The sequence below is a fragment of the Magnetovibrio sp. genome, from assembly GCF_036568125.1.
In the GTDB taxonomy this organism is placed as follows: Bacteria; Pseudomonadota; Alphaproteobacteria; order Rhodospirillales; family Magnetovibrionaceae; genus Magnetovibrio.
The window spans coordinates 1-24,159 of record NZ_DATCTF010000017.1; the positions used below are offsets into that span (position 1 = coordinate 1).

The 24,159-nt window shown below is 58.1% G+C and carries 37 protein-coding genes; 36 read left to right on the top strand and 1 reads right to left on the bottom strand.

Features of this window, described 5'->3' with window-relative positions:
* Nucleotides 1-602: 602 nt before the first annotated feature.
* The gene (locus VIN96_RS14715) at nucleotides 603-1,055 is read right to left on the bottom strand and encodes a helix-turn-helix transcriptional regulator (RefSeq protein ID WP_331897167.1); all 453 of its coding nucleotides are present in this window, start codon (nucleotides 1,053-1,055) and stop codon (nucleotides 603-605) included.
* A 165-nt stretch (nucleotides 1,056-1,220) separates the two neighbouring features.
* On the opposite strand from VIN96_RS14715, the gene VIN96_RS14720 reads away from it, so the two are divergent.
* The 36 genes from VIN96_RS14720 (at nucleotide 1,221) to VIN96_RS14895 (ending at nucleotide 24,147) form a co-directional block, all read left to right on the top strand.
* Nucleotides 1,221-1,523, top strand: coding sequence for a helix-turn-helix domain-containing protein (locus VIN96_RS14720; protein ID WP_331897169.1), 303 nt, complete (start codon nucleotides 1,221-1,223; stop codon nucleotides 1,521-1,523).
* A 1-nt stretch (nucleotide 1,524) separates the two neighbouring features.
* Nucleotides 1,525-2,358 carry a ParB/RepB/Spo0J family partition protein gene (locus VIN96_RS14725; protein WP_331897171.1) on the top strand — a complete coding sequence of 278 codons (834 nt, stop codon included), beginning with the start codon at nucleotides 1,525-1,527 and terminating at the stop codon, nucleotides 2,356-2,358.
* The gene (locus tag VIN96_RS14730; RefSeq protein WP_331897173.1) at nucleotides 2,358-2,822 is read left to right on the top strand and encodes a phage regulatory CII family protein; all 465 of its coding nucleotides are present in this window, start codon (nucleotides 2,358-2,360) and stop codon (nucleotides 2,820-2,822) included. The genes VIN96_RS14725 and VIN96_RS14730 overlap by 1 nt, the downstream gene beginning before the upstream one ends.
* On the top strand, nucleotides 2,819-4,942 hold the full coding sequence (locus VIN96_RS14735) for a transposase domain-containing protein (protein ID WP_331897175.1): 2,124 nt from the start codon (nucleotides 2,819-2,821) through the stop codon (nucleotides 4,940-4,942). Before VIN96_RS14730 ends, VIN96_RS14735 begins: the two co-directional genes overlap by 4 nt.
* Nucleotides 4,943-5,002: 60 nt before the next feature.
* Nucleotides 5,003-5,737 carry an ATP-binding protein gene (locus VIN96_RS14740; protein WP_331897177.1) on the top strand — a complete coding sequence of 245 codons (735 nt, stop codon included), beginning with the start codon at nucleotides 5,003-5,005 and terminating at the stop codon, nucleotides 5,735-5,737.
* Nucleotides 5,737-6,375 carry a hypothetical protein gene (locus VIN96_RS14745; RefSeq protein WP_331897178.1) on the top strand — a complete coding sequence of 213 codons (639 nt, stop codon included), beginning with the start codon at nucleotides 5,737-5,739 and terminating at the stop codon, nucleotides 6,373-6,375. The genes VIN96_RS14740 and VIN96_RS14745 overlap by 1 nt, the downstream gene beginning before the upstream one ends.
* Nucleotides 6,372-6,764 carry a hypothetical protein gene (locus tag VIN96_RS14750; RefSeq protein ID WP_331897180.1) on the top strand — a complete coding sequence of 131 codons (393 nt, stop codon included), beginning with the start codon at nucleotides 6,372-6,374 and terminating at the stop codon, nucleotides 6,762-6,764. Before VIN96_RS14745 ends, VIN96_RS14750 begins: the two co-directional genes overlap by 4 nt.
* Nucleotides 6,765-6,768: 4 nt before the next feature.
* Complete coding sequence (locus VIN96_RS14755; protein WP_331897181.1) at nucleotides 6,769-7,050, top strand: hypothetical protein; 282 nt, start codon at nucleotides 6,769-6,771, stop codon at nucleotides 7,048-7,050.
* Nucleotides 7,047-7,457: a hypothetical protein gene (locus VIN96_RS14760; RefSeq protein ID WP_331897182.1), complete on the top strand. Its 411-nt coding sequence runs from the start codon at nucleotides 7,047-7,049 to the stop codon at nucleotides 7,455-7,457. Before VIN96_RS14755 ends, VIN96_RS14760 begins: the two co-directional genes overlap by 4 nt.
* Nucleotides 7,454-7,609: a hypothetical protein gene (locus VIN96_RS14765; RefSeq protein ID WP_331897183.1), complete on the top strand. Its 156-nt coding sequence runs from the start codon at nucleotides 7,454-7,456 to the stop codon at nucleotides 7,607-7,609. The genes VIN96_RS14760 and VIN96_RS14765 overlap by 4 nt, the downstream gene beginning before the upstream one ends.
* A gap of 12 nt (nucleotides 7,610-7,621) precedes the next feature.
* The gene (locus VIN96_RS14770; protein ID WP_331897185.1) at nucleotides 7,622-8,329 is read left to right on the top strand and encodes a DUF3164 family protein; all 708 of its coding nucleotides are present in this window, start codon (nucleotides 7,622-7,624) and stop codon (nucleotides 8,327-8,329) included.
* A 29-nt stretch (nucleotides 8,330-8,358) separates the two neighbouring features.
* Nucleotides 8,359-8,667 carry a hypothetical protein gene (locus tag VIN96_RS14775; protein WP_331897187.1) on the top strand — a complete coding sequence of 103 codons (309 nt, stop codon included), beginning with the start codon at nucleotides 8,359-8,361 and terminating at the stop codon, nucleotides 8,665-8,667.
* A 94-nt stretch (nucleotides 8,668-8,761) separates the two neighbouring features.
* Nucleotides 8,762-8,947: a hypothetical protein gene (locus VIN96_RS14780; protein WP_331897189.1), complete on the top strand. Its 186-nt coding sequence runs from the start codon at nucleotides 8,762-8,764 to the stop codon at nucleotides 8,945-8,947.
* On the top strand, nucleotides 8,940-9,185 hold the full coding sequence (locus VIN96_RS14785) for a hypothetical protein (RefSeq protein ID WP_331897190.1): 246 nt from the start codon (nucleotides 8,940-8,942) through the stop codon (nucleotides 9,183-9,185). The genes VIN96_RS14780 and VIN96_RS14785 overlap by 8 nt, the downstream gene beginning before the upstream one ends.
* A complete protein-coding gene (locus VIN96_RS14790; protein WP_331897191.1) occupies nucleotides 9,185-9,886 on the top strand; it encodes a hypothetical protein in 702 nt (233 codons plus the stop codon). Before VIN96_RS14785 ends, VIN96_RS14790 begins: the two co-directional genes overlap by 1 nt.
* A complete protein-coding gene (locus tag VIN96_RS14795; protein ID WP_331897192.1) occupies nucleotides 9,883-10,095 on the top strand; it encodes a hypothetical protein in 213 nt (70 codons plus the stop codon). The genes VIN96_RS14790 and VIN96_RS14795 overlap by 4 nt, the downstream gene beginning before the upstream one ends.
* The gene (locus VIN96_RS14800; protein ID WP_331897193.1) at nucleotides 10,092-10,370 is read left to right on the top strand and encodes a hypothetical protein; all 279 of its coding nucleotides are present in this window, start codon (nucleotides 10,092-10,094) and stop codon (nucleotides 10,368-10,370) included. Before VIN96_RS14795 ends, VIN96_RS14800 begins: the two co-directional genes overlap by 4 nt.
* A 326-nt stretch (nucleotides 10,371-10,696) precedes the next feature.
* A complete protein-coding gene (locus VIN96_RS14805; RefSeq protein ID WP_331897194.1) occupies nucleotides 10,697-10,948 on the top strand; it encodes a hypothetical protein in 252 nt (83 codons plus the stop codon).
* A gap of 16 nt (nucleotides 10,949-10,964) precedes the next feature.
* Nucleotides 10,965-11,174: a hypothetical protein gene (locus VIN96_RS14810; protein ID WP_331897195.1), complete on the top strand. Its 210-nt coding sequence runs from the start codon at nucleotides 10,965-10,967 to the stop codon at nucleotides 11,172-11,174.
* 12 nt (nucleotides 11,175-11,186) lie between these two features.
* Nucleotides 11,187-11,363: a hypothetical protein gene (locus VIN96_RS14815; protein ID WP_331897196.1), complete on the top strand. Its 177-nt coding sequence runs from the start codon at nucleotides 11,187-11,189 to the stop codon at nucleotides 11,361-11,363.
* 16 nt (nucleotides 11,364-11,379) lie between these two features.
* Nucleotides 11,380-12,126, top strand: coding sequence for a regulatory protein GemA (locus tag VIN96_RS14820; protein ID WP_331897197.1), 747 nt, complete (start codon nucleotides 11,380-11,382; stop codon nucleotides 12,124-12,126).
* Complete coding sequence (locus VIN96_RS14825; RefSeq protein ID WP_331897198.1) at nucleotides 12,123-12,443, top strand: hypothetical protein; 321 nt, start codon at nucleotides 12,123-12,125, stop codon at nucleotides 12,441-12,443. The genes VIN96_RS14820 and VIN96_RS14825 overlap by 4 nt, the downstream gene beginning before the upstream one ends.
* The gene (locus VIN96_RS14830) at nucleotides 12,436-13,035 is read left to right on the top strand and encodes a hypothetical protein (protein WP_331897199.1); all 600 of its coding nucleotides are present in this window, start codon (nucleotides 12,436-12,438) and stop codon (nucleotides 13,033-13,035) included. The genes VIN96_RS14825 and VIN96_RS14830 overlap by 8 nt, the downstream gene beginning before the upstream one ends.
* A 3-nt stretch (nucleotides 13,036-13,038) precedes the next feature.
* Complete coding sequence (locus VIN96_RS14835; protein ID WP_331897200.1) at nucleotides 13,039-13,398, top strand: helix-turn-helix domain-containing protein; 360 nt, start codon at nucleotides 13,039-13,041, stop codon at nucleotides 13,396-13,398.
* A 56-nt stretch (nucleotides 13,399-13,454) separates the two neighbouring features.
* On the top strand, nucleotides 13,455-13,946 hold the full coding sequence (locus VIN96_RS14840) for a L,D-transpeptidase (protein ID WP_331897201.1): 492 nt from the start codon (nucleotides 13,455-13,457) through the stop codon (nucleotides 13,944-13,946).
* Nucleotide 13,947: 1 nt separating this feature from the next.
* Nucleotides 13,948-14,238 (top strand): hypothetical protein, encoded by a 291-nt coding sequence (locus tag VIN96_RS14845; protein ID WP_331897203.1) that lies wholly within the window; start codon nucleotides 13,948-13,950, stop codon nucleotides 14,236-14,238.
* Entirely contained in the window at nucleotides 14,238-14,873 is a 636-nt protein-coding gene (locus tag VIN96_RS14850) for a hypothetical protein (protein ID WP_331897205.1), read from the top strand. Before VIN96_RS14845 ends, VIN96_RS14850 begins: the two co-directional genes overlap by 1 nt.
* A complete protein-coding gene (locus tag VIN96_RS14855; protein ID WP_331897207.1) occupies nucleotides 14,870-15,223 on the top strand; it encodes a DUF2730 family protein in 354 nt (117 codons plus the stop codon). Before VIN96_RS14850 ends, VIN96_RS14855 begins: the two co-directional genes overlap by 4 nt.
* Nucleotides 15,220-15,519: an ArsR family transcriptional regulator gene (locus tag VIN96_RS14860; RefSeq protein WP_331897208.1), complete on the top strand. Its 300-nt coding sequence runs from the start codon at nucleotides 15,220-15,222 to the stop codon at nucleotides 15,517-15,519. Before VIN96_RS14855 ends, VIN96_RS14860 begins: the two co-directional genes overlap by 4 nt.
* A 12-nt stretch (nucleotides 15,520-15,531) precedes the next feature.
* Nucleotides 15,532-16,095 (top strand): phage protein Gp27 family protein, encoded by a 564-nt coding sequence (locus VIN96_RS14865; protein ID WP_331897209.1) that lies wholly within the window; start codon nucleotides 15,532-15,534, stop codon nucleotides 16,093-16,095.
* A complete protein-coding gene (locus tag VIN96_RS14870; protein ID WP_331897210.1) occupies nucleotides 16,088-17,707 on the top strand; it encodes a hypothetical protein in 1,620 nt (539 codons plus the stop codon). Before VIN96_RS14865 ends, VIN96_RS14870 begins: the two co-directional genes overlap by 8 nt.
* Nucleotides 17,700-19,145, top strand: a complete 1,446-nt coding sequence (locus VIN96_RS14875) for a hypothetical protein (protein WP_331897212.1) — start codon at nucleotides 17,700-17,702, stop codon at nucleotides 19,143-19,145. Before VIN96_RS14870 ends, VIN96_RS14875 begins: the two co-directional genes overlap by 8 nt.
* Before the next feature lie 2 nt (nucleotides 19,146-19,147).
* Nucleotides 19,148-20,506 (top strand): phage minor head protein, encoded by a 1,359-nt coding sequence (locus tag VIN96_RS14880; protein ID WP_331897213.1) that lies wholly within the window; start codon nucleotides 19,148-19,150, stop codon nucleotides 20,504-20,506.
* Between the two features lie 503 nt (nucleotides 20,507-21,009).
* Entirely contained in the window at nucleotides 21,010-21,291 is a 282-nt protein-coding gene (locus VIN96_RS14885; protein ID WP_331897215.1) for a hypothetical protein, read from the top strand.
* 1 nt (nucleotide 21,292) lies between these two features.
* A complete protein-coding gene (locus VIN96_RS14890) occupies nucleotides 21,293-23,599 on the top strand; it encodes a hypothetical protein (RefSeq protein ID WP_331897217.1) in 2,307 nt (768 codons plus the stop codon).
* Nucleotides 23,600-23,694: 95 nt separating this feature from the next.
* Nucleotides 23,695-24,147 carry a hypothetical protein gene (locus VIN96_RS14895; RefSeq protein WP_331897219.1) on the top strand — a complete coding sequence of 151 codons (453 nt, stop codon included), beginning with the start codon at nucleotides 23,695-23,697 and terminating at the stop codon, nucleotides 24,145-24,147.
* Nucleotides 24,148-24,159 lie beyond the last annotated feature (12 nt).

Sequence of the window (24,159 nt, forward strand, 5' to 3'; positions counted from 1 at the left end):
AATGTAAGGGAACACTTGATATTAGAGTAGGCGGGATATGGCGGGATTAGGCGGGATTTAGTGGGACCGCCCCCGGAAAATCGCCGTTTATGTATGCCTCGGCGCAAATCGCGCACGAGGCACTTTGTTTTTAGAGTGCGGCGTCACACAGGCACTTCTCGCACTTGAATTTTGAGTAAGCCGGATTGGCATATTGCGAGACGACTACTCATTCGTCGCATCCTGCACCAATTCTTCATTGTCGTTCACGCTCATTTTATGTAAAGCCCGAACTGGCGAAAGCATGGAGTGGGTTTTATTGATCTGAATATTCAAATCCTTAAAGACGCTAGGCAATATTCTTAAAATGATAAGTCGGCGTTGTTTAGTCACACTGGCCCCCTAATTGCAGTATCCTTCGATGCCAGGCCCTGGTGTGGGATGGCAGGGTGGACGCATTCTGTCGTGTTTAGAGGGCAATCTCTAAGCGTCCAGGCCGCCCGGCAAGGCGGCCTGGACCCCGCCCATAGTTGAGCGGGTAAGTGGAACAGCAAGCAAAAGATGTCTCACTCAAGGGGGACTTTAAATAGGGATTTACGCAAATGCAACCATAGTGTTTGAAATCAATTTGATCGCTCCTCTTTAAGTGCAGCCCTGTATGTGGCTACATACGCTGCCGCAATGGTTTCTATGGGAAGCTGAAATCCTGCATCCTTCAAAACCTGTTGTAAATTAAGAGCTTTACTCACTTCTAGCACGACAGCCGTCATAAGTTCTTCGTCCAACTCATCTGGCGCTGCATTGGTGTTTTTGAAGTATTCGCCTGTGGCGATCCAATCCAGGGAAACCCCACAAGCCTTAGCGATCCGGGATAGCGAGACAATTTTTGGCTCGGATAATCCTCTGGTGTAATTCCCAATCGTCCGAAGTGGAACACCACTTTTTTCTGCCACAACAGCGTTGCCTCCCGATTCGCGAATCGTTTTACGGATTCGTTCGGATATTTCGGACTTCAGAGCCTCAACTCCGAAATCGTCGTCATCATTTTCCTGTGATTTCGTTGTTGCTCTAACCATTTGAAAACACCATTAAATTCCCAAAAAAGACCACTTGTGAGCTAATTTGTAAGACCGAAACCCATTTCTGGTCTTTACAAAGAACCACATGTGGTCAAACATCGGGTTACAAGTTACCCAATTACCACCTCAAAAAAGCGGCCCTAACCGCTTCTGTGAGACCCGATGGCAAGACGCGAAGACATGCACTGGAGCGACGTAAAGGCTGCCCTTGAAAAACAGGGCTCATGCCTAGCGGAGATTGCTCTTTCGCTCGGCATCAGTCGGGTCAGCGTCTCAAAGGTGAGCTGGCGTCCCAATGCGGGCGTGCAATCCACCATCGCCAAAGCCCTAGACACCGCGCCCGAGGCCATTTGGCCAACCCGTTATTACGTCTTATCCGGCAAGCCGATTCGGCCTTCCATTTGGATGAGGAAGAATAGCAGGCGGGCGGGCAAAGGGCATGTCAAAAACGTGAAAGCCGCCTGACATGAAAATCATTGAAATCAAACTCTCGGATATCGACGCCTCCAAACGCTTCCGCCCGGTTGACCCAGAGGTGGTCGATCAGTTGGCTGAAAGCATTCAGGCACGCGGTCTACGCCAGCCCGTTGAGATTGCCAAACAGAACAAGGGAAAGCCGTTTCGGCTCGTCACTGGCGGTCATCGTTATTTCGGCAGCGAGAAGGCCGGGATGGAAACCATCCCGGCAGTGTTGCTGACAGGCGACGATTTGCAACTGCGATCTGATGAGTTGTTGGAAAATCTAGAACGCAGCGAGCTGACAGCATTAGAGCGTGCGCAGCATTATGCAGAACTGAAAGCGTTGTTTCTGGAAGGCAACCCCGAAGCTAAACACGGCGGTGACCGTCGAAGCGCCGATTTTCAAGACGCCAACTTGGCGGCTTGGTCCGACACAGTTGTGACCCGCACCCAAAGGAGCAGGACAACCGTTGAGCGGGCTGCACGTATAGGAGCGCGGTTAACCAAAAAAGCAGCAGAAATTCTGCGCGGAACCGACTTCGAAGACAATCAATCAGAACTTGAGGCGTTGGCCAAGCTGGAACCTCAAAAACAGGTAAAGGTGGTGAAGGTCATCACCAGCGAAAAAGACGACGCCCCCAAAACAGTCACTCAAGCGATCAAGGTCATCGATGGACACACCGAAGCGGCCATGGTCGATCCCGTTGAAGCCCTCGCTAACAAGCTTCAGGACAATTGGAACCGCACCATCAAGCGTGAACCAAAAGCCGCCCGCCGTTTCCTTGAACATTTGATTGAAGAAGGTGTTCTGGCGGCAGGCTCCATAAAGGGGATCAAGTGATGGCGAAAAAACCCGCCCCCAGCACATTGCCGTCGCTTTTGCTTTGGACGCCGCCGCATGACGTTGTGGTGCGGTTTAAAGATGAGCGCGTGCGCACCGCCACGCTGCGGTCGCAACTCTCTCGGGCGGTTTCCGAAACCCTTACCGATGCGGATGCAACCCGCGACGAAATCGCTCAGAAAATGAGCGAGTGGTTGGGTGAGAACGTTTCCAAAGAGATGCTCGACAACTACGCGAGCGAGGCCAAGGAAGATCACGCAATTAGCCTGCCGCGCGCCATCGCCTTGATCGAGGTGACCGGCGACGTGCGCCTACTGCAATTGATCGCAGAAATGTTCGGTCATGTCGTGATCGAAAGCCGCTATCTGTACGCCGTCGATGAGGCGATGGTCACCGAAGAAATGGAGCGGCTGGCTAAAAAGAAAAAGCAATGCCGCAAAGCCTGGAAAGGCGGTGTGTCATGAAGGAATGGTTTACCGCCGCTGAACTGGCGTCAATGGCGCTGAAAGGTATGCCCGGCACGGATCGCGGCATCCAATCGCTTGCCAAACGGGAATGCTGGAACTCACGCACAAATGCTGCCGGGGGCATGTTGACCCGTAAGCGTGAGGGCCGAGGTGGTGGCGTTGAATACCACTACACACTTTTGCCGATGAAAGCACAGGCCAAAATCGTTGCCGATATGGCCCCTGCGAAAGTGTCGAAAGCCGTTGAAAAATCGGCCCTCGCTTCGCCTGATTTGTGGGCATTCTTCGAAGCGCTGCCAGACGCGCGCAAGGATAAAGCAAAACAGAAACTGCAAGTCATCGAAGAGGTCGAAGGGCTCTATCGCGGTGGGGTGCTGAAGAACCTTGCTGTGCATACGGTGGCGGCGCGCCACGGTGTGACACCGGCAACGGTTTTCAATTGGTACAAGCTGGTTGCGGGCGTGCCGCGTCCAGATCGGCTGCCCGCTCTTGCACCCCGTCACATAGGCCGCACCAAAACCGCCGAGTGCGCGCCCGAGGCATGGGAACTGATCAAGTCGGATTATCTGCGCGGAGAGCGCCCGACGTTCGAAAGCTGTTATCGCCGCCTGGAACGCGCCGCCAAAGCCCATGGCTGGTCCATTCCATCTTCAGCCACCCTTGAGCGCCGCATTGAACGCGAGATTGCACTGCCCGTTCGCGTGCTGGCGCGTTATGGCGTTGATCGTCTCAAAACCATGTATCCAGCCCAAGAACGCGACCGCTCGATCTTCCACGCCCTGGAAGCCGTCAACGCCGATGGTCACAAGTGGGATGTGTGGGTTCAGTGGCCAGATGAAGACAAGCCGATCCGCCCGATGATGGTGGCGATCCAAGATTTGTATTCAGGTAAATTTCTGGCCTGGCGATTTGATAAATCTGAAAACAAGGACGCGGTGCGTCTCGCGATCGGTGATGTAGTCGAAGAGTATGGCATCCCCGATCACATCTATCTCGATAACGGTCGCGGGTTCGCTTCCAAGTGGTTGACCGGCGGCATAGCCAATCGCTTCCGCTTCAAGATCAAGGACGAAGAGCCGGTCGGAATTCTCACCCAGTTGGGTGTTGAGGTGCACTGGACCTTGCCTTACAGCGGCCAATCAAAGCCCATTGAAAGGGCCTTTAGAGACTTTTGCGACGACATAGCCAAACACCCTGCATTCGCCGGAGCATGGACCGGTAACTCTCCCGTCAACAAGCCTGAAAACTACGGTTCACACGCCGTCCCGCTTGAAGACTTCGTGCGTATCGTCAACGAAGAAATTGAACACCACAACCAACGCACAGACCGCCGCGCCGCCGTTTGTAAGGGGCGGTCGTTCTCTGAAACGTTCGCTGCATCCTATGAGCAAGCACCCATCAAAAAGGCCACCGAGGAACAGCGCCGACTGTGGTTGTTGGCCGCTGAAGGGGTGACCTGCGCCGCGCGCGATGGTGCGATCAAGTTGATGGGAAACCGCTATTGGAGCGATTTCCTGCACGGTCACATGGGCAAGAAATTGGTGGTGCGATTTGATCCCGATGATCTGCACGCCGGGCTGCACGTCTATCGCCTAGACGGTTCGTATCTTGGCTATGCCGATGTGATCATGGCCGCTGGTTTCAACGACACCACCAGCGCCCGCGAACATGGCCGCACGCGGCGCGCCTTCATCAAAAACACCAAGACCATGTACGAGCAGCACGTCAAGCTCACCGGCCAAGAGATCGCCGCTACCCAGCCCATCCCCGACAACATGCCGCCGATAAAAAACAAAGTGGTGCGCATGGCCGCAGCGCCGGGTGTTGATCCGCTGATGAAGCGGCCAGAACCAAAATCAACGCCCCTCGATAAACGCCAGGAAGCCGTGCACGAGCGCGTGGTGGAAAGCCTCGCGGCGCATCGCCCGGCCAAGCCCGAGAACACACCTGAAGCACGCTATGCCCGCGCCAGTGGGCTGGAACACAAGATCGCTGCCGGTGGCCAGGTGAGTGCCGAGGATCGCCAGTGGTTGCAGCGCTATCAGGGCACCGCCGAGTACCAGGCGCGCCACAGGATGGAAGTGAGTTTCGGAACCCGAGCAGATTTCGCCGGGTAAAGAAATGCCCGCCCCGGCGTGCATGCCGAAGGCGGGCGATATCAACGAAGAGAGGATAAAATGACAGACCAACAGAGCAGCGTCAATACCATCGCGCCATTGAAAAACGTCGCGCGGTTCACGGAACTGGTCGAGCGACTGGTCAACCGTCCGCCTGAATTGCCCGGCTTTGGGCTGTTCTCAGGCCGCGCCGGTTTGGGCAAGACCTTCGCCGCCATGTACGCCATCAACGTGTATCGCGCGTTCTATGTCGAGTGCGATTTCACCTGGACACAGAAAGCCTTTTGCGAGGCCGTTATGGTCGAGCTGGGCCTGTTGCCGCCGCGCACGGTTCTCAAACAACCCATTCACCGTGCGGTGGCGTTGATCGGCGATCACTTGGCCGATCATCCGCGCCGCCCGCTGATCATCGACGAGGCCGACTTCCTGGTGAAGCGCGGCATGATCGAAATCGTGCGCGCAATTTCCAAGCACAGTGCGACGGCGGGTTCGAGCATCATCCTGATTGGTGAAGAGAACATGCCCAACGCCCTCAAAATGTGGGAGCGCGTTGACAGCCGCGTGTTGAAAGGCATCAAGGCCGCGCCGACGGATCAAGACGATGTGAGGGTCTTGGCGCAATTGGTATGCCCCAACCTCAGTTTTGAAGACGACGTGATCGCAAAGCTGCGCAGTTGCACCAACGGCAGCGCCCGGCGCGTGGTCACCAAACTCTATGACCTACGCGAGTTGGCCGTACTGAACGACATCACCACCGTCACGCTCGATGCGTGGGACCCAGCGGAGGCGTCGTGATGGCCAGAAAATCTTCCGACGCAATCGCAAATTCGAAAATGCCCTATGGCCGCGACGCCATCTGGGCGGCGATCCGCACGCTTCATAAGCGCAACGGTGAGTCCGGGTTTACCCGTCGCGACATCTACACCGAGTGTGGATATGAAATTTCGCGCGGCACCATCCAGACCTACACGGATAGCCTGACCAACGCGGGCATCATCGCCATCACGGATCAGCCGGGGCAACAATTCCAATCGACGATCTATCTCTTGGTCAAGGACGTCGGAGCCGAAGCCCCGCGCATTCGCAAGGATGGAAGTGAAGTCACGCAAGGCCTTGGCACCGAGGCCATGTGGCGCACCATGAAAGCCTTGAACGCATTCACGGCGGGAGAGTTGTGCCTTGCCGCCAGCACGTCCAAGGCCCAGGTCTCGGAGCCCGCCGCGCTGGATTACCTCAAGTTCATGCGCTGCGCAGGATATATCCGCGAAGTGTCGAAAGGCGCGCCCGGAAAGCCTGCACGTTACGCCTTCATCCGTTCCCGAGACCCAGGGCCTAAGCCGCCGCAAATCCAACGCGTCAAGCAGGTGTTCGACCCCAACTCAAAAACCGTCGTATGGCCTAAACCCGACGCGGCGAAAGGCGGTGCGAAATGAGCGGCAATCAAAAACGTGATGACCGCACCAACGTCGAAAAAGCCATTGCGGCCTGGGGCAATGGTTGCCCCGATTGGGTGTTGGTTATGGCCGAAACAGCCGATGCCGGCAGCCAGGGCAAAGTCGGCGCGCGGCTCGGCTACAAAAGCGGCTCGGTGATCAGCTCGGTGATCGCCAAGACCTATCCCGGTGACATGGGCATGGTCGAGGAACGTGTTCGCGGCGAATTGATGTCCGCGACCGTGATGTGTCCGGCCACCGGAGAAATTTCCCTGGCCGTTTGCCTCGACAACCAATCGCACGCTCAGAAAGGCAACCGTACCAGCGCATTTCGGGCGCGCATGGTGAAGGCGTGCAAAGAGTGCCCGAACTCGCGATTTGGAGGATAGGACCATGTTGAGCCGCAATCTCGAAGCGCTATTTGAGCACCTCAAGCCGTATGCCAAGACCGGGATCAACGCCGACCCGTCTCATGTGTTCATGATTTGCGCCATCATTCAATCCGCCATCGATGACGCGAAAAATTTGGAAGCACGCCCCATTCCGCTGATCGATCAGCAGCACGAAGGTGGTTTGCCCGATAACGTTGTGCGCTTTGATGCGCCCCGCGACGGCGCCGATATCGCGCATTTCATCCCGCGTCCGCGCACCCCAGGCCCGGAGGATGCGGCATGAGCAAATCGTTCGCCCAGGCCGCTGCCGAGCTTGCAGATACCAGCTATTCACAAGCTGTCGAACACGCTCTGCACGAATACGAATGCGGCAAAACGTCTCGCCAGATTTTGGAAGACATCGGTATGGGGCATGCGTTCGACAACCCCACCCCGGAAGACGTGGTGTTCGCCCTTGCCCATGTTCACCGGCGTTTGCCCAAGCCGGGCGCGAAGCCTGTCCTGCCCAAGCATGCTTTTTCCGGGCCGAATGTCACCAAGCTGGATCGTCAAAAAATCAAGCCTGTCACGCGGCATTGCCTGAAATGCGACAAGCCATTTCAAAGTCGCGGCCATCGCATTTGCCCCCGCTGCACCAAAGCCAACCGCGAACGCAATGCGGGCGGCGATCTGGGAGGGCTCTACGCATGAAGCGCCGCGCCAGGGAAATTCGCCGCCGCAACCGCATCTACTACCGCATTTGGGCTCCGTTTGATGTGCTTTGGAACGTCTTTAAAGGCCTCTTCAAAGCCCTGTTGAACGGCGTTCAAACCCATCACGAAAACGACGTTTTTAGACCCTGAAGGATTTCCATCATGAACACGATCACCGCCACCGCACCCGCCACCGCACCCGCCACCGCACCCACCACCGCACCCACCACCGTGCCCGAAGGCTACATGCGCGACAGTAAGGGCCGCTTGGTTCCCGAGGGCCTGGTGAAACCCCAAGAGAAGCTCGAAGATCAGACGGTGCGCGAAATTCTCAAGCACGCCGAAGAACTCAATGCCCAGATCGCCCGCTTTCGCGGCCATACCTTTGACGACGTCGCGACCTTCATGGACGTCCTCGCCGATCAGTACGGCGCGGCTAAAGGTGGCCCGAAAGGCAACATCACGCTGACAACCTACGACGGGTGCCAGCAGGTCAAGGTTCAGGTCCAAGACTATCTCGACTTCGGCCCCGAGCTTCAAGTCGCCAAGACGCTGTTTGACGCCTGCATCACGGACTGGGCCGAAGGCGCGGATGCCAAAATTCACGCCCTGGTAGACCACGCCTTCCAAGTCGACAAAGAAGGCCGCATCAACCGCGCCGCGTTGTTCGGCTTGCGCCGCCTGGACATCGACGACGATCAGTGGCGCGCGGCCATCGCCGCCGTGAACGATTCCATCCGCATCCAGGGATCGCGCGAATACGTGCGGTTCTACAAACGCGACAAACCGACCGACAAATGGCGCGCCGTCACCATCGATCTGGCCAGCGCCCAGACGGTCAGCCCAGCGCCAACCCCTGAGAGCATGTAACCGAAACTTCCAACCGGAGGGACGAGACCATGGACGCCAAGACCCGCAATTTAAACGATGCCATGCTGATGCAATCGATGCTGATCGCGAAGTATTTCCCGCTGCATCGAAAATTGAAAATTGCCGATGAATTTCGCGCTGCCGCTCATGAGCTGCGCCACCACGGTCTCGCCCTCCAAGCGGGTCAGATTGACGGCGATCCGCGAGACTTCCTCAAGCTGGCTTTGGAAGCATGCGCCGACCGGGGCGTGTGTGCCGCCGACATCGCCACCATCGTCAACGACCACCAGCGCGGCCACGCCGGGCCGATGCGCAAGGCCGTGGGTGATGGCGCATGACACACGAACGCTTTTGGACTTGGGCCTTTTACCTCGCGCTGGTCGAGATCGCTTCCCTGATCACCGGCGCATTCATGACAGGACTTATTGAGCTATGAACATCTCCAATTTCCACTTCTCCATCCAACACGGCGACGACGGTGCTGCGGTTCTGTCCCTTCACCACGGCGGCGATGTTTTGCACATGGAGCTCACACCCGACCAGCGTCGCGCCTTGGGATTGAACTTGCTCGATCCCACCACCGCCGCTGAAGCGCCGGGAGAACAAGCAGATGCGTAAGGGCTATTTTAGCGCGATCGCGGCAGTGGTTCTTGCATCCTCACTCACCGTTCCGACCAACGAAGAAGTGCGCGAAGATCTGGACGCGGTCAGAGACCCCAAAGAGGGCGGTGCGCGGTGCCCAAAGTGCGGGCGTCAGTTCAAAACTGACACCGGTATGGCGATGCACCTCAGCACCTATCACCAGGTTCGTATCGGCTTCGACCTTGGCCGCGTCGACGAAGGCGGAGCTGACTGATGGCCCAGAACACCTCCGCCGCCGTCATGGCCCAGCGCGCCGCGCCGCGCGACGGTCTTGACGATTTCCCGACGCATCCCTGGGCATTGCGCGCGTTCATCGAATACATCTTCGTGAAAGCCCTGCGCCACCAGCCCGATGAAATGACGGTGTGGGAGCCAGCAGCCAACCGCCGTTTCATGTCGCGCACTCTGGCCGAATATTTCGAGCACGTGTGGGAAACGGATATTCACGATTATGGTGTCGGCGTCGGGTTCTTCGACTTCCTAACCTTGGGCGATACCTTGGGGCTCTACGACGCGCCGCCCTTCGCCAACGGTGGGGCGCAATGGATCATTTCCAACCCACCGTTCAAGGATTTCGAGAAGTGGGTTGAACTGGCGCTGGAATGCGCCACGGACGGCATTGCGCTGTTCGGTCGGTTGCAGATGCTCGAAACCATCGCGCGCTACATAAACATCTGGAAGCGCTGGCAGGATCATACCCTTTGTGCAGCCTACATTGAGCGTGTGTCCCTAGTCGAAGGCGGTCTCGATCCCAGCGCCAATTTGCCTCAAGCCTACGCCTGGCTGGTGATCGACAAGACACAAATCCTCCCCAACCCATACCCCGGTTTGGTCACCGTCCCCACCGTCCTGATCCCGCCATGCCGCGACCAGTTCGTGCGCCCAGGCGATTACGAAGTGAGGGCTGCGCAATGACCCCGAACCAACTCCGCCGATCCGCAGACGAACTTCTGATCCGCGCCGCCGAGGAAACAGACAGCGGCGTGCGCGAGGTGCTCACCCGCGCCGCCACCTCGCTGAGAAAATCAGCACAGCCCAAAATCGTGCGCGGCAGTTTCCGCTCAGCCGGAGGGCACGCGGTGAGCAGTGCGACTACGTCCGTTTCTGAAAGCGAGGGAAAATGAGCGACACGCTAATAGTTTCCATGAGGCTGGTATCTGGCGAGTTTGAAAGCGAACTCAAGATGCCGTTTCCGCCTAAAAATCCAGTTGAAGTCGGGGCGCAAGTCGGGGCTTGGCTCAAGATGTGCGCTGCCGGGATTGAACCGCAAACGACCAAGGGTGGTGGACGTGAACCGGGCGACTGCGACCACACTGGTAAATGGTGCGGTGATAACGACTGCACAAATTGTGCCTATCTGCCAGACGAAGAAACGTCCGATGGGAGCAACACGGAATGAGCAATATCGCACCTTGCAAACACTGCGGTGGGAAAGCGTCTCCATGCTCAGAGTACGGAAGCATAAAACGCGCTCACTATGTCTGCACAGGATGTGATTGCGTCGACTTCACTGCATGGCTGAAAGAGCACTACGACAGCGCATACGCACCTGACCTAAAGGAAGCCCGCCGCCGGTGGAACAAATATCACAACGAAACGTCCCAAAACGCACAGCCGAACGAAAACGACGAAACCGCGCCTGGGTCGATCACAGACCTTGGATAACCGCAATGCCCGGTCGAACTCCAATAATGGCCGGACTGCAAACGTATGGAGATTTTTGACATGACCAGCACACGCGAATTTATCCGTAACAAACCAAAACCAACCGAAGAGGAAGCGCTCGACTTCGCACGCAGCGTAATGGCTGAGAAAGGCGCGTTCGAAGATTGGGGTGTTTACAAGTACGAAGACGGCCTTTCCATCGACAACGCCATCAAAGCCTTGAAAGAACACGCCATCGATATGAGCGAACGCATGGCCTTGGAAAAGTGCCTCTACGCTATGGAACCAGACGACGAAACAGCCGCAGCTTAACGAGAGGACAGCAAACATGGGCCGCAAACAAGACTTGCTGAAAGAAGCCATCGAAATAGAAGCGCACCCGGATCAAGAAACACTTTTCAAATGCCCAACGTGCGCGGGTCTTGGAGGCGGAACCATTGATAGGAAGCGCGTTCATTGCGGGACGTGTGGAACGGTCGGAGGGATCACACCGGCCAAGATGGTGAAGTACATGCGCCGGGAAGCGGCGGAAGTTTAGGAGGAATGACTGATGTTTTTTACGACAGACACAGAGACCAAACGCTGGAAGGTCGTCATTACCTTCAAGGACGGCACCAACGACACACAGGAAATCGAAGAGATATCCGCACTCCAAGAGATTGTCGAGTTCGGACCAAACTTCAACGACATAGACAACATCAACATCACCTACCAGTTGGGTGTGTAAACGAGGGCTTATCGATATGTCAGCCGCACGCAAAATCAAAACCACCGGTGCCCGCAAAGGCATGATCGCGAAGATCAAGATCGGGCAAAAGCAGCTCGGCTGGTCCGATGAGATTTATCGCGATGTGTTGGACGTGCGCTACGACAAGTCCTCGGCCACGCAACTGACGATCGCCGAGCTGGAAGATTTGCTCGATCACCTCAAGCGCCAAGGTTTCAAGCCCACCAAGAAGGCCCCGGCCCGCGCGGGCAGGCGTCCGCTGGCCGATGGTGAGATGCAAGGCAAGATGCGCGCGTTGTGGATTGCGCTGTATCACCTGGGCGTGGTGCGCGAACCGGCGGAACAAGCGCTGGTGAATTTTGCCAAGCGCGTCACTGGTGGGCGCGAGCGTGGCGTCGCGGCGCTTCAGTGGCTGGACATCGAGCAGTCAGACAAGGTGATCGAAGCGCTCAAGGCCATGGCCAACCGCGAGGCCGGGGTGAGCTGGGAGCCGTATCGCTTTGTCGGCATGCCCCCGGTTTACATGCCGCGCCACCGCGTGATCGAGGCGCAGTGGCGCGTCCTGATGGATATCTGCCCGGCCTTGAGCGCCAACCAATCCCTGCGCGAATACCTCAAGGACAGCATGTTCGGCGAAGCCATTCTTTCCCAATTGACCGACGAAGAGACAGACCAAGCCATCGAAAACCTCGGCGCGCAAATCCGCAAATCGCTGGGCGATCACGGATGCCAAACCCTCAAGGAATGGAAGGCGAAGTCATGAACAGCATCGTTTTCGTTCCCGGTCGCCGTTGCGCCAAAGTCATGGCGGCTCGCTGGAAGTGCCACTTGAACACCATCGAGCACGCCGACAAGTACGGCTATGGCTTCGACCTCACCGACCTGGAACGGATCGAGCGCGCCATAGCGCGGATGTATCCGGCGTTCATCCAACCGGGCCAGGCGCGATACCGCCTCACCATGCGCGTTGCTGGCCAGCGTATCGTTTTTATTTACGACACGGTGTTTCGTTGTCTCGTGACCTGCCGCCCCGCGCCGCGCCTGGTCACCGGGTTCGATGAGGATCAAGACCATGGCTGATCAGTTGATGCTGTTGCCCCAAGCGGCGATCGACCGCAAACGCTACAAACCCAAACGCGGCCATGCGGGCTATCCCGGCGAAGGGCCAAAGGGCGAGTTTTGCAAGACTTGCATACACATCGTCAACAATGGCCGTTACGGCGGGCGCAGTTATTTCAAATGCGCGCTGACCAATTGGACCAATGGCAAGGCCACGGACATCAAAGCCAACGATCCGGCGTGCGGCAAATGGGAAGGCCTGCGCGCGTTGAGCATTCGCCAGCCTTGGCCCTGGGCGATCCTCAATCTGGGCAAGGACATCGAAAACCGCAGCCAGAATTTCAAACGGCGCGGGCCGATCTTAATTCACGCCAGCCTCACCATTGACGAGCAAGCGGTCATCGATCTGCGCGCCCAAGGCTATGAGCTGCCCACCACGTTCAAGACCGGCGGCATCGTCGGCAAGGCGACCATCACCGATTGTGTCAGCGAACATTCATCCGAATGGTTCACCGGCCCCTATGGCCTGGTCTTGACCGACGCGAAGACGCTGCCCTTCCGACCCTGCAAAGGTGCGCAAAGTTTCTTCGTCCCGAAATGGGAGGATGCCTAAGCCATGGCCGAGCCGCTTCCCCACGGCCTGCAAGTGATCGCCGACGCGTCCGACGTCGAGACGGCCTTGAAGATCGCGTTGGCGCGGGGCGGATCGCGGCTGCAAATTCCGCAAAAAGCCGAGGGCTCAGTGCTGGCCGAAATTGTGGGGATTGACGCGGCGCGAAAGATCGTCAAGGATTTGGCCAATGAGCGGTTGACCATCCCGCTGGCCAAAAAGGCCTTGGCGTTTTCCCTGGCCGCGCGGGGATGGTCTCAAGAAAAGATCGCCGTCGAGCTGAAAGTGACCCGCCGCACGATCCAGTATTGGCTGACCGGCAACACACCCACCCGACAAATCGATATGTTCGACGACTGCGCCTAAGTGGGCGCAACGTTGCGCCCTAACCTTGTGAGCGCCAAGCCCGCAAAATCGCGGGCATGACACACGAACCATTCCGCATCTACGTCTATCTGCCCACCGACCGGTGGAAACCGGGCTTCATACGCGTGTTCGATCCGCGCGGCGCTCAGGTGCTTTACGACATCCCTTGCCGGGGCAAAGCCGCTAACAAAGACGCGGCACTTTACGACAACCCCCACCGCGACCCCACCAAACCCTACGGCGACACGCCCTCCGGGCTTTATCGCCCGGCGCGGGTTTCGGCCTTTCCATCCAAGCACCGCACCTTCGGGCACTATGCCATCTTGCTGGAAGGCCAAACCGGCGATGCGCTCAAGGCGATGCAGAACGGACGCACCGGCCTAGCCATTCACGGTAACCGGGGCGACGAGCATTTGATGGCCACGTATGGCTGCATCCGCGTGTTCGACCGCGACATGGCTTTGCTGAACGCCACCATCGACGGCCCCGTTGTCGTGGAAGTTTTCGACATTCCCAACTGGCCCGACTTTTCGGGCGTGGAGGTTTGACATGCTCAAGTTGATCTGGAACGGCGCGCGCATCACCTGGCGCGAATTTACCACCAAGTCACGTTTGCTGCTTGCCGCCTTTATGATCGGCTTTGTCGCCCTGTCTGCTTCTCTGGGCTGGCTGGTCGGTTGGCTGTTTTGGCAAACCCACGTCGGCACCTGTTGGGGCGCGGGCGTTGGCGGCTTGATCGACGTTGTGTTCTTGGGGTTGCTGGTCTGGGGCACGATCGCCTGGGACCGCGACGCCGAAGGCCGCACCATGTTGGGTGAATACAAGCGGGGGCGTATGTGATGGGCGTCCTCGAACTGTTTTTGGCCGCGCCTTCGCTGATCAACGCTGGTCGCAAAATCTATAACTCGGTCACCGGCGAAAATGTCGGTGATGACGTGACGCCCCAAGATTTGAGCGCACGGATTGACGACTTGCCCGCCGACCAGCGCGACGAAATCACCAAGCAGTTGATCGCCGCCAGCCTCCAGAAACAAGTCCTCGACACCCAGCGCTTTGTCGCCCTCGCTGATGGCGATGCAGAAAAACAGCGCGCCACCGCGCGGCCCGAGATTGCCCGACGCGCCATGGGCGTGATCGAGGTGTTCGCCACGACATTCAAGTGGCTGATGATCATCACCATTGCCGAGTGGGCCTTGCGGTTGATGGTTGCGGCTGCTGGCAAGCCATTTCCCGATGTGTCGCTTTGGGCTCTTGTGGCTCAAGCTTCGCCAGTGACCGAAATGATCTGGGGGCCGCTGATCGCAAGTTTCTGGGTGTGTGCCTCGATCGTCAAAACGTATTTCGGCGTTCGTGCGGCAGACAAAGCTCAGCAATTTGAAATTCAAGCAGGCCGACCTCTGGAAAGTCACGTCGCCACCGTTGCGGCGGCAGGTTCAGGCCTCGCCGATTTGATCAAAGCAATCCGGGGGAAATGATGGACTACGCCGCCGCCAAATTTTGGCTCGAAGTCCTGCTGCTCATCGGCATGGTCGGCAATGCGATCTACACCTGGATCGTGACGCGACAAGGGGCCAACAAAAGCGAGATTGAGGATCTCAAAAAAGAAAATCGGGGCCTGGAACAGCGGCTCTTAATTCAAGAGGCAAAGCTCGATGCGCTGCCCGGCGCGCGCGACTTTCACAACGCTTTGCAGCAAATGACCAAGATGGACGGCGAGATCGGCATCCTCAATGAGCGCCTCGCCGGGTTTAAGGAATCGATGGAACGGGTCGAGCGCCCGCTCAACCTGTTGGTCGAAGCCCAGATGAAGGGGGCCAAATCATGAGCGTAAAAGAAGTGTTTCAAGAAGACCGCCGCCTGGTGATCTTGCGCTTGCTTGCCGAAGATCGCGCCGGTTCGCTCAACGAACGCGTATTGCAAAAGGCGCTGGCAACCTACGGCCACAACCTCAACGACACCGAGCTGCGCGAAGACTTGCAGTTTCTCGAAACGGAACTGGCGTTGTCGATCGAGAAGATCGCGGACGGCAAGTTGTGGGTCGCCGAGCTGCAACGCCGGGGCGAATTGCATTTGGAGCGCCAGGACATCATCGACGGCGTCGCCCGTCCAAGCCGCCGTTAAAGGGGGCTTTCAATGGGTCAAAAAAGCAAGATTGAAACCGAGCTTGAAGAAGAGGATCGCAAGGCCCTCGATCAACTCATCATGAGCGGCAAGTGGACGATCGACGAGCTTCTCGAATGGTTGGGTGAAAAAGGTTACGACACCATCAGGCGTTCATCGCTGGGTCGCCATAAGCAAAATATCGAGAAGCTGGGCGCGAAGCTGCGAGAATCGCGCGTCGTCACAGAAGCCCTGGTCAAGGAACTCGGCCCCGACGTTGCCGAAGGCAAGCACGGACGCTTGCTGGTCGAGGTGCTGCGTAACATCGCGTTCGACCTGATGGTCAACGATGGCGATGATTTCAACGAACAAAGCGTCTTCTTTCTCGCCAAGGCGCTGAAAGACATGGCCAGCGCCAACAAGATCGATCTGGATCGCGAGCTGAAGATCCGCGAGAGCGTGGCCAAGGAAATGGTCAAGAAACTGGATGCGGCCGTTGAAGAATCCAGCGCGGAAGGTGAGCCGGGTTTATCGCCTGAGAGCATCGCCAAGCTACGCCGCGATTTCCTGGGTGTGCCGGAGAAAAAGAATGGCTGAAGGCGTCGCCCTGCTTGAGGCTCTTCCGATCTGTGCGCCAATACCGGCAGACCTCGATCCGCTGGCGGACGGCATTTTCATGCAACACCAAAAAGACTGGGTTGCTGACAAATCTGATCTCAAGCTTTGTGAAAAGGGGCGGCGCACCGGCATCACGTTCGCCGAGGCCTTGGACTGCACGCTGATCGCGGCGGCCCAACGCTCGGCGGGCGGCGACAATGTGTTCTACATTGGCGACACCAAAGAAAAGGGTCTGGAATTCATTCGCTATTGCGCCCACTTCGCCCGCGTGGTTGGCAAGGAGCTGGGCGCCACGGTCGAAGAGTTCCTGTTCGAAGACAAACAGCCCAGCGGCGAAAGTAAATTCATCAACGCCTATCGCATTCGATTTGCGTCAGGGTATGCCATCGTCGCCCTGTCGTCTCGCCCGGCCAATATTCGCGGCCTACAGGGCGTGGTGGTGATCGACGAAGCGGCCTTTCACAAGGATGTGCAAGAGGTCATCAATGCGGCCAACGCGCTGTTGATCTGGGGCGGCAAGATCCGCGTGATCTCCACCCACAACGGTGAAGACAGCCCGTTTAAGATTTTGATCGATGACATCAAAAAGGGTGACTTCGATTACAGCCTGCACCGCTACACATTCAAGGATGCCGACGATAACGGACTTTTTGCACGCGTGTGCCTGATGCGCGGTTGGGAAAACACCGCCGAGGCCCACGACAAATGGTACAAGAAAATACTCAAGAGCTACGGCAACGACAACGAAGCCCGCGATGAGGAACTGTTCTGCAAACCCCGGCGCGGATCTGGCGCGTACTTCAGCCGTGCGATGATCAAGCGCTGCATGGTCGCGGGCATCCCGGTGGTGCATTTCACTCGGCCCGGCGACTGGTTCATGGACGATGGACGCCTGGGCGAGGCGCGCGATTGGTTCTTGGACACCATCAAGCCGATCATCGACAACCTGCCCACCGACAAGCGCATTGTGTTCGGCCAGGACTTTGGCCGCGATGGCGATTTGTCGGTGATCTGGGTGTTGCAGGAAGAAGCCGCCGGTCTGTGGCGCACCGCATTCATTCTGGAAATGCGCAAGATCCCGTTCGACGTTCAAGAACAGGTGTTGTTCGATCTTCTCGACGCGCTGCCGAACTGGCACCACGGCAAGCTCGATGCGCGCGGCAACGGTCAATCCCATGCGGAGAAAGCTCAGCAGCGTTATGGTTTGAGCAAGATCGAATGCGTCAAGGCGACTGTGGAATGGTACGCCAAATATTTCCCGGAATACCGCGCGGCTTATGAAGATCGTTCGATCATCGTGCCTGATTCCGAAGACATCATCGCCGATCACCGCCTGGCCATCTTGTATCAAGGCCGCCCAAAAATGGACGACAAGCGCATCAAGGGCGCGGATGGCCTGCCGCGCCACGGCGATAGCACCGTTGCCGGGTTGTTGGCCTGGGCCGCGACCATTGAAGGATTTGAGCCCGCAGCGGGCACCACCAACGACAACGACCCCGAAGCCTACATTCCCGAAAGCCGCCGCCAAGTGACCGGACGGTTGCTCAAGCGTGCGGTGGGGTCGATGTTTGGGAGAGGAAGCCATGTTTGATAATCTGAGAGCGAAACTCTTTGGCCCCAAGGAAACCGTCATCGATCCGAATGAGGAAAAGTTCGTCGAAGCGGCGGGGGCTTTCGTGGACGCGGACGAGGATCAATGGCGGCGCTTGACCGGCGACAGCAACCGTGATTTGTCGCCGATGACGCAAACCCGCATGCAAGAGTTGGCGGTGTTTTTGTGGAAGTCCAACACACTGGCGAACCGGCTGATCGAGCTGCCGATCGCTTATATGTTGGCCGATGGTGTGTCGCTTTCGTCTTCAGACCCCACCGCGCAAGATTACCTGGATGCGTTTTGGAACGACCCCATCAACAACATGAACATCAAGCTTCCCAAGAAGGTGCGCGAATTGGCGCTGTACGGCGAGCAATGCTATCCGGTGTTTGTGAACAAATATAACGGTCATGTCCGTCTCGGTTATATCGATCCGGGACGCATCGAGACCGTGGTCACCGACCCAGACAACGCCGAACAGCCCATCGGCATCGTCACCCATCGCAATAAAAAGGGCCTCAAAAGCCGCTTTAAAGTGATCGTCAACGGCCCTGAAACGGTGTTCACCAAGCGCACCCAGCAGATCCGCGAGACCTTCACCGATGGTGAGTGCTTTTATTTCTCCGTCAACGATCTGTCCAACGCCTCACGAGGCCATTCCGATTTGCTGGCTCAAGCCGATTATTTGGATGGCTACGATCAGTTCCTGTTCGGCGAGTTGGAGCGCATGAACCTGCTCCGTGCATTTTTGTGGGATGTGACCATGAAGGGGGCGACCAAGGAAGAGGTCGAAGCCCGCGCCCGCGAAATCGGTGCGCCGCGCCCCGCCAGCGTCCGGGTGCACAACGACAGCGAAACGTGGAACGCCGTCACGCCGGGATTGGGGGCTGCCGACAGCAACGATAACGCACGCCTGTTTCGCAATCACGTCCTGGGCGGCGCTACCGTGCCGGAGCATTGGTACGGCGGCGGCGGCGACGTCAATCGCGCCACCGGCGAAAGCATGGCCGAGCCAACGCAAAAAGTCTTCGCCATGCGCCAAGCTTATCTCAAGTACATGCTTGAAGAGATCGCCACCTTTGTCATCTATCGCCGCCTGGACCCCACCGGCCCGCTGCCAGATCCGACCGAATTCGATGCCGAGTTGAAGCCCGTCGCCCAGTTCCCGGAAATGACCGCCAAAGACACAACCAAATACGCCGCCGCATTGGGCCAAGTGGTGGTGGCTTGCGCCGCCGCCATCGATCGCCACTTGATGACGGAAATGACCGCGCTTGAAATGATCTCCGCGATCGCCGTGCAGCTGGGAGTCGACATCGATCCACACGAAGAGCTGAAGGCCGCCCGCGCCGAAGCGGAGCAGCGCCGCGAAGAAGATGCCTTCACCGGAATCGATGAGGATCTGGAAGATGATCTTCTGTCTGACGAGGCCTGATTATGGCCGACCCGCGCGACAAAGCCTTTAGCAGTGAGCGCGCCAAGCGCCGTCGCGTCAAAACGCGGATCATCCGCGACACCCGCGCCGAGGTGGTGCGGCAGCTGAAACTGGCATCGGCGCGCATCCAGGCCCAGCTTGCCGCCCAGCCCAGCGACTTCGCCCAATGGCAATTGCCGTTGATCCAGCAATCCATCGCCCGCACGCTCAAGGACCTGGGCGAGGATATGGCGGCTACGGCTGCCGGTGCGACAACGCAATCTTGGCAAGGGGGCATCGATCTGATCGATGCGCCGATTGCGGCGGGCGGCGTTCACATCGCCACGATGGTGCCGGAAGTCAACCCCGCCCAGTTGATGGCCATGCGCACGTTCATGACCGGCAAGATGAAGGATGTCACCACGGCGGCGGCGGATCGCATCAACACCGAATTGGGCCTGGTCGCGATCGGCGCGCAAGGCCCCGGCGACGCCATTGGAAAAATCACCCGTATTCTGGGGACCACATCGCGCGGTCGAGCCATCACCATCTTGCGCACCGAATTGGGCCGCGCCTTTTCCACCGCCACCCAGCTGCGCCAAGAACAGGCCGTCGAGGTGATGCCCGGCCTGCGCAAGCAGTGGCGCAGATCCGGCAAAACCTATTCACGGCCCAGTCACGATCTGGCCGATGGGCAGATCGTCAAGGTCGATGAGTCGTTCAAGGTCGGCGGCATATCGATCAAGCACCCGCGCCATGCCGCTGCCCCCGCTAGGCACGTCATCAATTGCGGCTGCGACAGTTTGCCCTATATGGCGGATTGGGAGGTGATGCATCCCGGCGCGAAACCTTTCAGTCCCGACGAGTTGGGCGCATCGCTGGCCAAGCGGCGGGTCAATCAGATCCGCGCGACCGGGTTTGACACTTGGGCCAAAAATCTGGCGGCGGGCAAATTACATGCACGCGGCAACTGGGAAGCGGTCGGTGAAATGAGTTCGCGTGTTTTGCAATTTCTCAAAGTTCGCGGCCATGTGCCCGCGACCAGTGAAATCGCCATTTCCGATCGCAAGGTTCTGCATATGCAACGTGACGCCAAGAAACGGCGCGGCGCGGCGCTGTCACCGGGCACGGTGCGCGCGGTGCCGGAACACTTAGGCGCACCCCAGGCGGTGCTGTGGGATCAGCGCGCAAAGCAGCCCACATTAATTTATGTGTTCAAGGTGCGCGGCGAGCAGCGCCTGGCGAAACTGGTGGTCAAGATTTCCGATGTCGATCGGCGCGTCCGACATCATCACCACAACTGGGTGGCCACCGGGGGGTACGTGCAGCGGAGCGATCTTGTGGGCGGAAATGTTTACGAGCTGATCGAGGGGAGTTTGTGACCGCCGTGGAGGGGCGCAGGTTCCTCATCCCGTCTTTCGAAAAAGAGGCCGGTCGCCAGTCCGAAGACTGTCCACCAGGCTGAAGCCGACTTTACAGCACGCACGGCGGTCATGAAGCGATCATAACGTACATCCCGGATAAAATCCACAACGCCCGTAAATCGCCGTAGACGCGTTTTAGGCTGTTTCAGCACCAACCGTAGCCCTACGCCCGAACGAACCCTTTAGAGCCCCTTTTAATGGGCCGTTTAAAGTCTATTTGAGGGGGCGGTTCACACCGAAAATGCACTTGTGCACGGTTGCGCGTTGTGAAATCCATCGAATTGCGCTATGGGTTGAAAACGCGGACGAACCCTGTCCGGCGGCCTGGGCGCAACGTTGCGCCCTTATTTACATCCTCTCCCCTTGCAAAGATGCAGCACCGTGGTGATCCCCACCGCTTGAGCGTTTTTGTCTTCCGTTGAAGACGATCACAGCAACTGCATTCTTTATGGAGAGGTTTCATGGCTGACAAAAGCCCCGCCGCACCGACTGCCAAAGATGACGTCGCCGACGCCGTCCAAGTCGAAGAACTCACCCCCGCTGAAGCGGTCAAGGCCGTCAAGGGTACGGTCCGCGTCCACAAGATCGAAAAGGGCAAAGTCGTCACCGACGACAAGGGCCGCGCGGTGGTCATCGAGCGCGCCATCACCGCCGCCGACGTTCTCAGCTGCAAGCTGGGCGACGATGGGGTGATCACCGTCGTCACCGTTGACGGCCAAAAGCTCACCAGCGCGGACGTCTGATATGAAGACGGTCCCCATCACCGGCATCATCGGCGACAAGGCGCTGCGCGAAGCGGCGGCGGGCAGCTATCAAGAATTGATGGATCTGCTGCAAGCCGCGTTGCGCCAACGCCATGTCAGCGTCGGTGATGGGCCGTACCCGTATATCGAGGCCTTGTATCCCGATAACGTGGTGTTCCGTTTGAACGGCAAGTATTACCGTTCGGCGTATGTGATCGGCGATGACAAAACCGTCGCCCTGGGAGATGCCTCCGAGGTCGAAGAAACCTTTGAACCCGCTGGCACCACCCAACCGGCTAGCCGGGGCGTGTTCATCGAAGCCGTCGGCGAAGCCAAAGAAGCCAAGTTCCGCATCCGCGTGATCCGCGCAGGGGTGTCGGGCAACGCCAACTTTTATCCCAACAAGGTGCTGCGTGAGGCGCTGTCGATGTTCGACGGCGTGCGCGTATTCGTCAAATCCGACGAAGAGCATCTGAAGGGCAAAGGCAAAGACGTGCGCAACTTGGTAGGCCGTTTGACCGATCCCGTCTTCATCGAAGGCCAGGGTGCGGACAACGGCGAGATCCAGGCCACGCTGCAGATGTTGGAGCCCGACGGCGACGTCGCCGTCAAACTGCGCGAAGCGTGGGGTCGCAACATGACGAACCTGTTCGGGTTTTCCATCGACGCCCAAGGCCCCGCCAAGTTCACCACCCACGGCGGTCGCAAAGTGCGCGCCGCACAAAAGATTTCCAAAGTTCATTCCGTAGACCTGATCGTCGAGCCTGGTGCTGGCGGCGAGGTCATCAACCTCATCGAAGCGAAGGAGACCTCCGTCATGGATCGCGATGAGATCATCCAGTTGATCGAAGGCGCACGCCCCGATCTGCTCAAGGGCAAAGACATCACGTCGATGTCCGACGAAGACCTGACAGCCATCATGCGTGAAGCCATGGCCCCGAAGGAAAACAAAGACGACAAAGGCGACGGCAAAGCCGAAGACGGCCAACTGCGCGAAGCCAAAAACGACGACGACCAAGTTGTCACCCGAAACGATTTGGTGATGATCGAGCGCCGTGCATATATGCGCGAAGCGGTCGATAATTCCAACCTTCCGCCCAAGGCCAAGGCAAAACTCAAAGGCCAGTTTGCCGATCGGGACCGTTTCACTGAAGCCCAGGTCAATCAAGCCATCACCGACGAAACCGATTACCTCGCCAGCTTCACCGAAAGCGGTGCGGTTCGGGGCCTAGGCGACACCAGCCGCATCGAAATGGGTGAAACGCGCTTCGAAAAAGTTGGCATGATGCTCGATGCGTTCTTCGACAAGGAACACAAAGATCATCGCCATGCCCGTTCGTTCAAAGAGTGCTACGTCGACATCACCGGCGACAAGAACATCACCGGTCAGTTGCGAAACTGCGATGAAGCGCGCTTGCGTGAATCCTTGAACACCGCTTCCTTCGACGCGGTCCTGGGGGATTCGATCACCCGGCGTATGATCGCCGATTACAACATGCCAGGCATCTACGATATCTGGCGTCCGCTGGTCGATGTGGTCAACGTCAATGACTTCCGCGCCCAGGACCGCACCCGTTGGGGCGGCTATGGTGATCTTCCGGCTGTTGCAGAAGGTGACCCCTACGTCGCGTTGAGTTCGCCGACCGATGAAAAGGTCAGCTACTCGGTCTCCAAACGTGGTGGCACCGAAGACGTCACCTTGGAAACGATCAAGAATGATGACAGCGGCGTTATTCGTCGCATCCCGACCAAGTTGTCTGGCGGTGCCAAGCGCACACTCGGCAAGTTCGTGATGGATTTCCTGCGCGTCCCGCCGACCATGAGCTATGACGCCGTGGCTTTATTCCATGCCAGTCACGGTAACCTCAGCGCGACAGCCTTGTCCGCTGCTGCATTTGCCGCTGCACGTCTGTTGCACGGCAAACAGACGGAACTGGACTCGGGTGAATTGATGGGCATTCCGATCAAATATCTGATTGTTCCCGCCGACCTGGAAGAAACCGCCACGGATCTGTTCAAGAAAAACACCAACATTGATGAAACGTTTGTGCAGACACTCAAGCCGACCATCATCCCGGTGTGGTATTGGACCGACGCTACCGACTGGGTGACCATGGCCGACCCGGCGGATATTCCGACCCTTGAGTTGGGCTTCCTTGATGGCCAAGAAGAACCGGAACTGTTCGTCCAGGACACTCCGAACTCCGGCTCCATGTTCAGCCACGACAAGCTGACCTACAAGATCCGCCACATCTACGGCGGCGCGGCGCTCGACCATCGCGGCGTTCACAAGGCCGTGGTCGCTTAACCCAGGCCAGCCATACCTGAAGGCTCCGTACTTTGAGCCAAAAGCATGGGGAGGCGCGATGCGGCGCGGCCTCCCCACCCTCTAGGAGAATTCAAATGAAGAAGTTGTTGCTTGGCATCACCGCCGTTATCGCCCTCGGCGCGATCGCGTTGATGGCTCCCGTAACCCCCACCTACGCCGCCACCGCGAATGTGTCGGTGGCCACGCCCGGTGTGGTGTTGATCCCGGTTCACCTGGATGGCCAGTTCACCGCCACCACTGCCGCCGCCGCGCGCATCAAATTGCCGTTCAAGGCGAAGGTGCTGGGGGTGTCTGCATCGGCGCGGGCGTCGGGCGGCACAACGCCGACCTTGACCGTCGATGTGCAAGATGACGGCACCACGATTTTGTCTGCGCCGGTTGCGGTGACGGCCGGTGCGGTGGCGGAGGCCACCCTCGCTAGTTCCCAGGTCGCCGATGAAAGCGTGATCACCATCGATCTGGCGATCGGCGGCACCTCTCCGACGTGGGATGACATCGACGTCCTGCTTACCGTCGTTCGTAATTAACCGGGGCGAGTG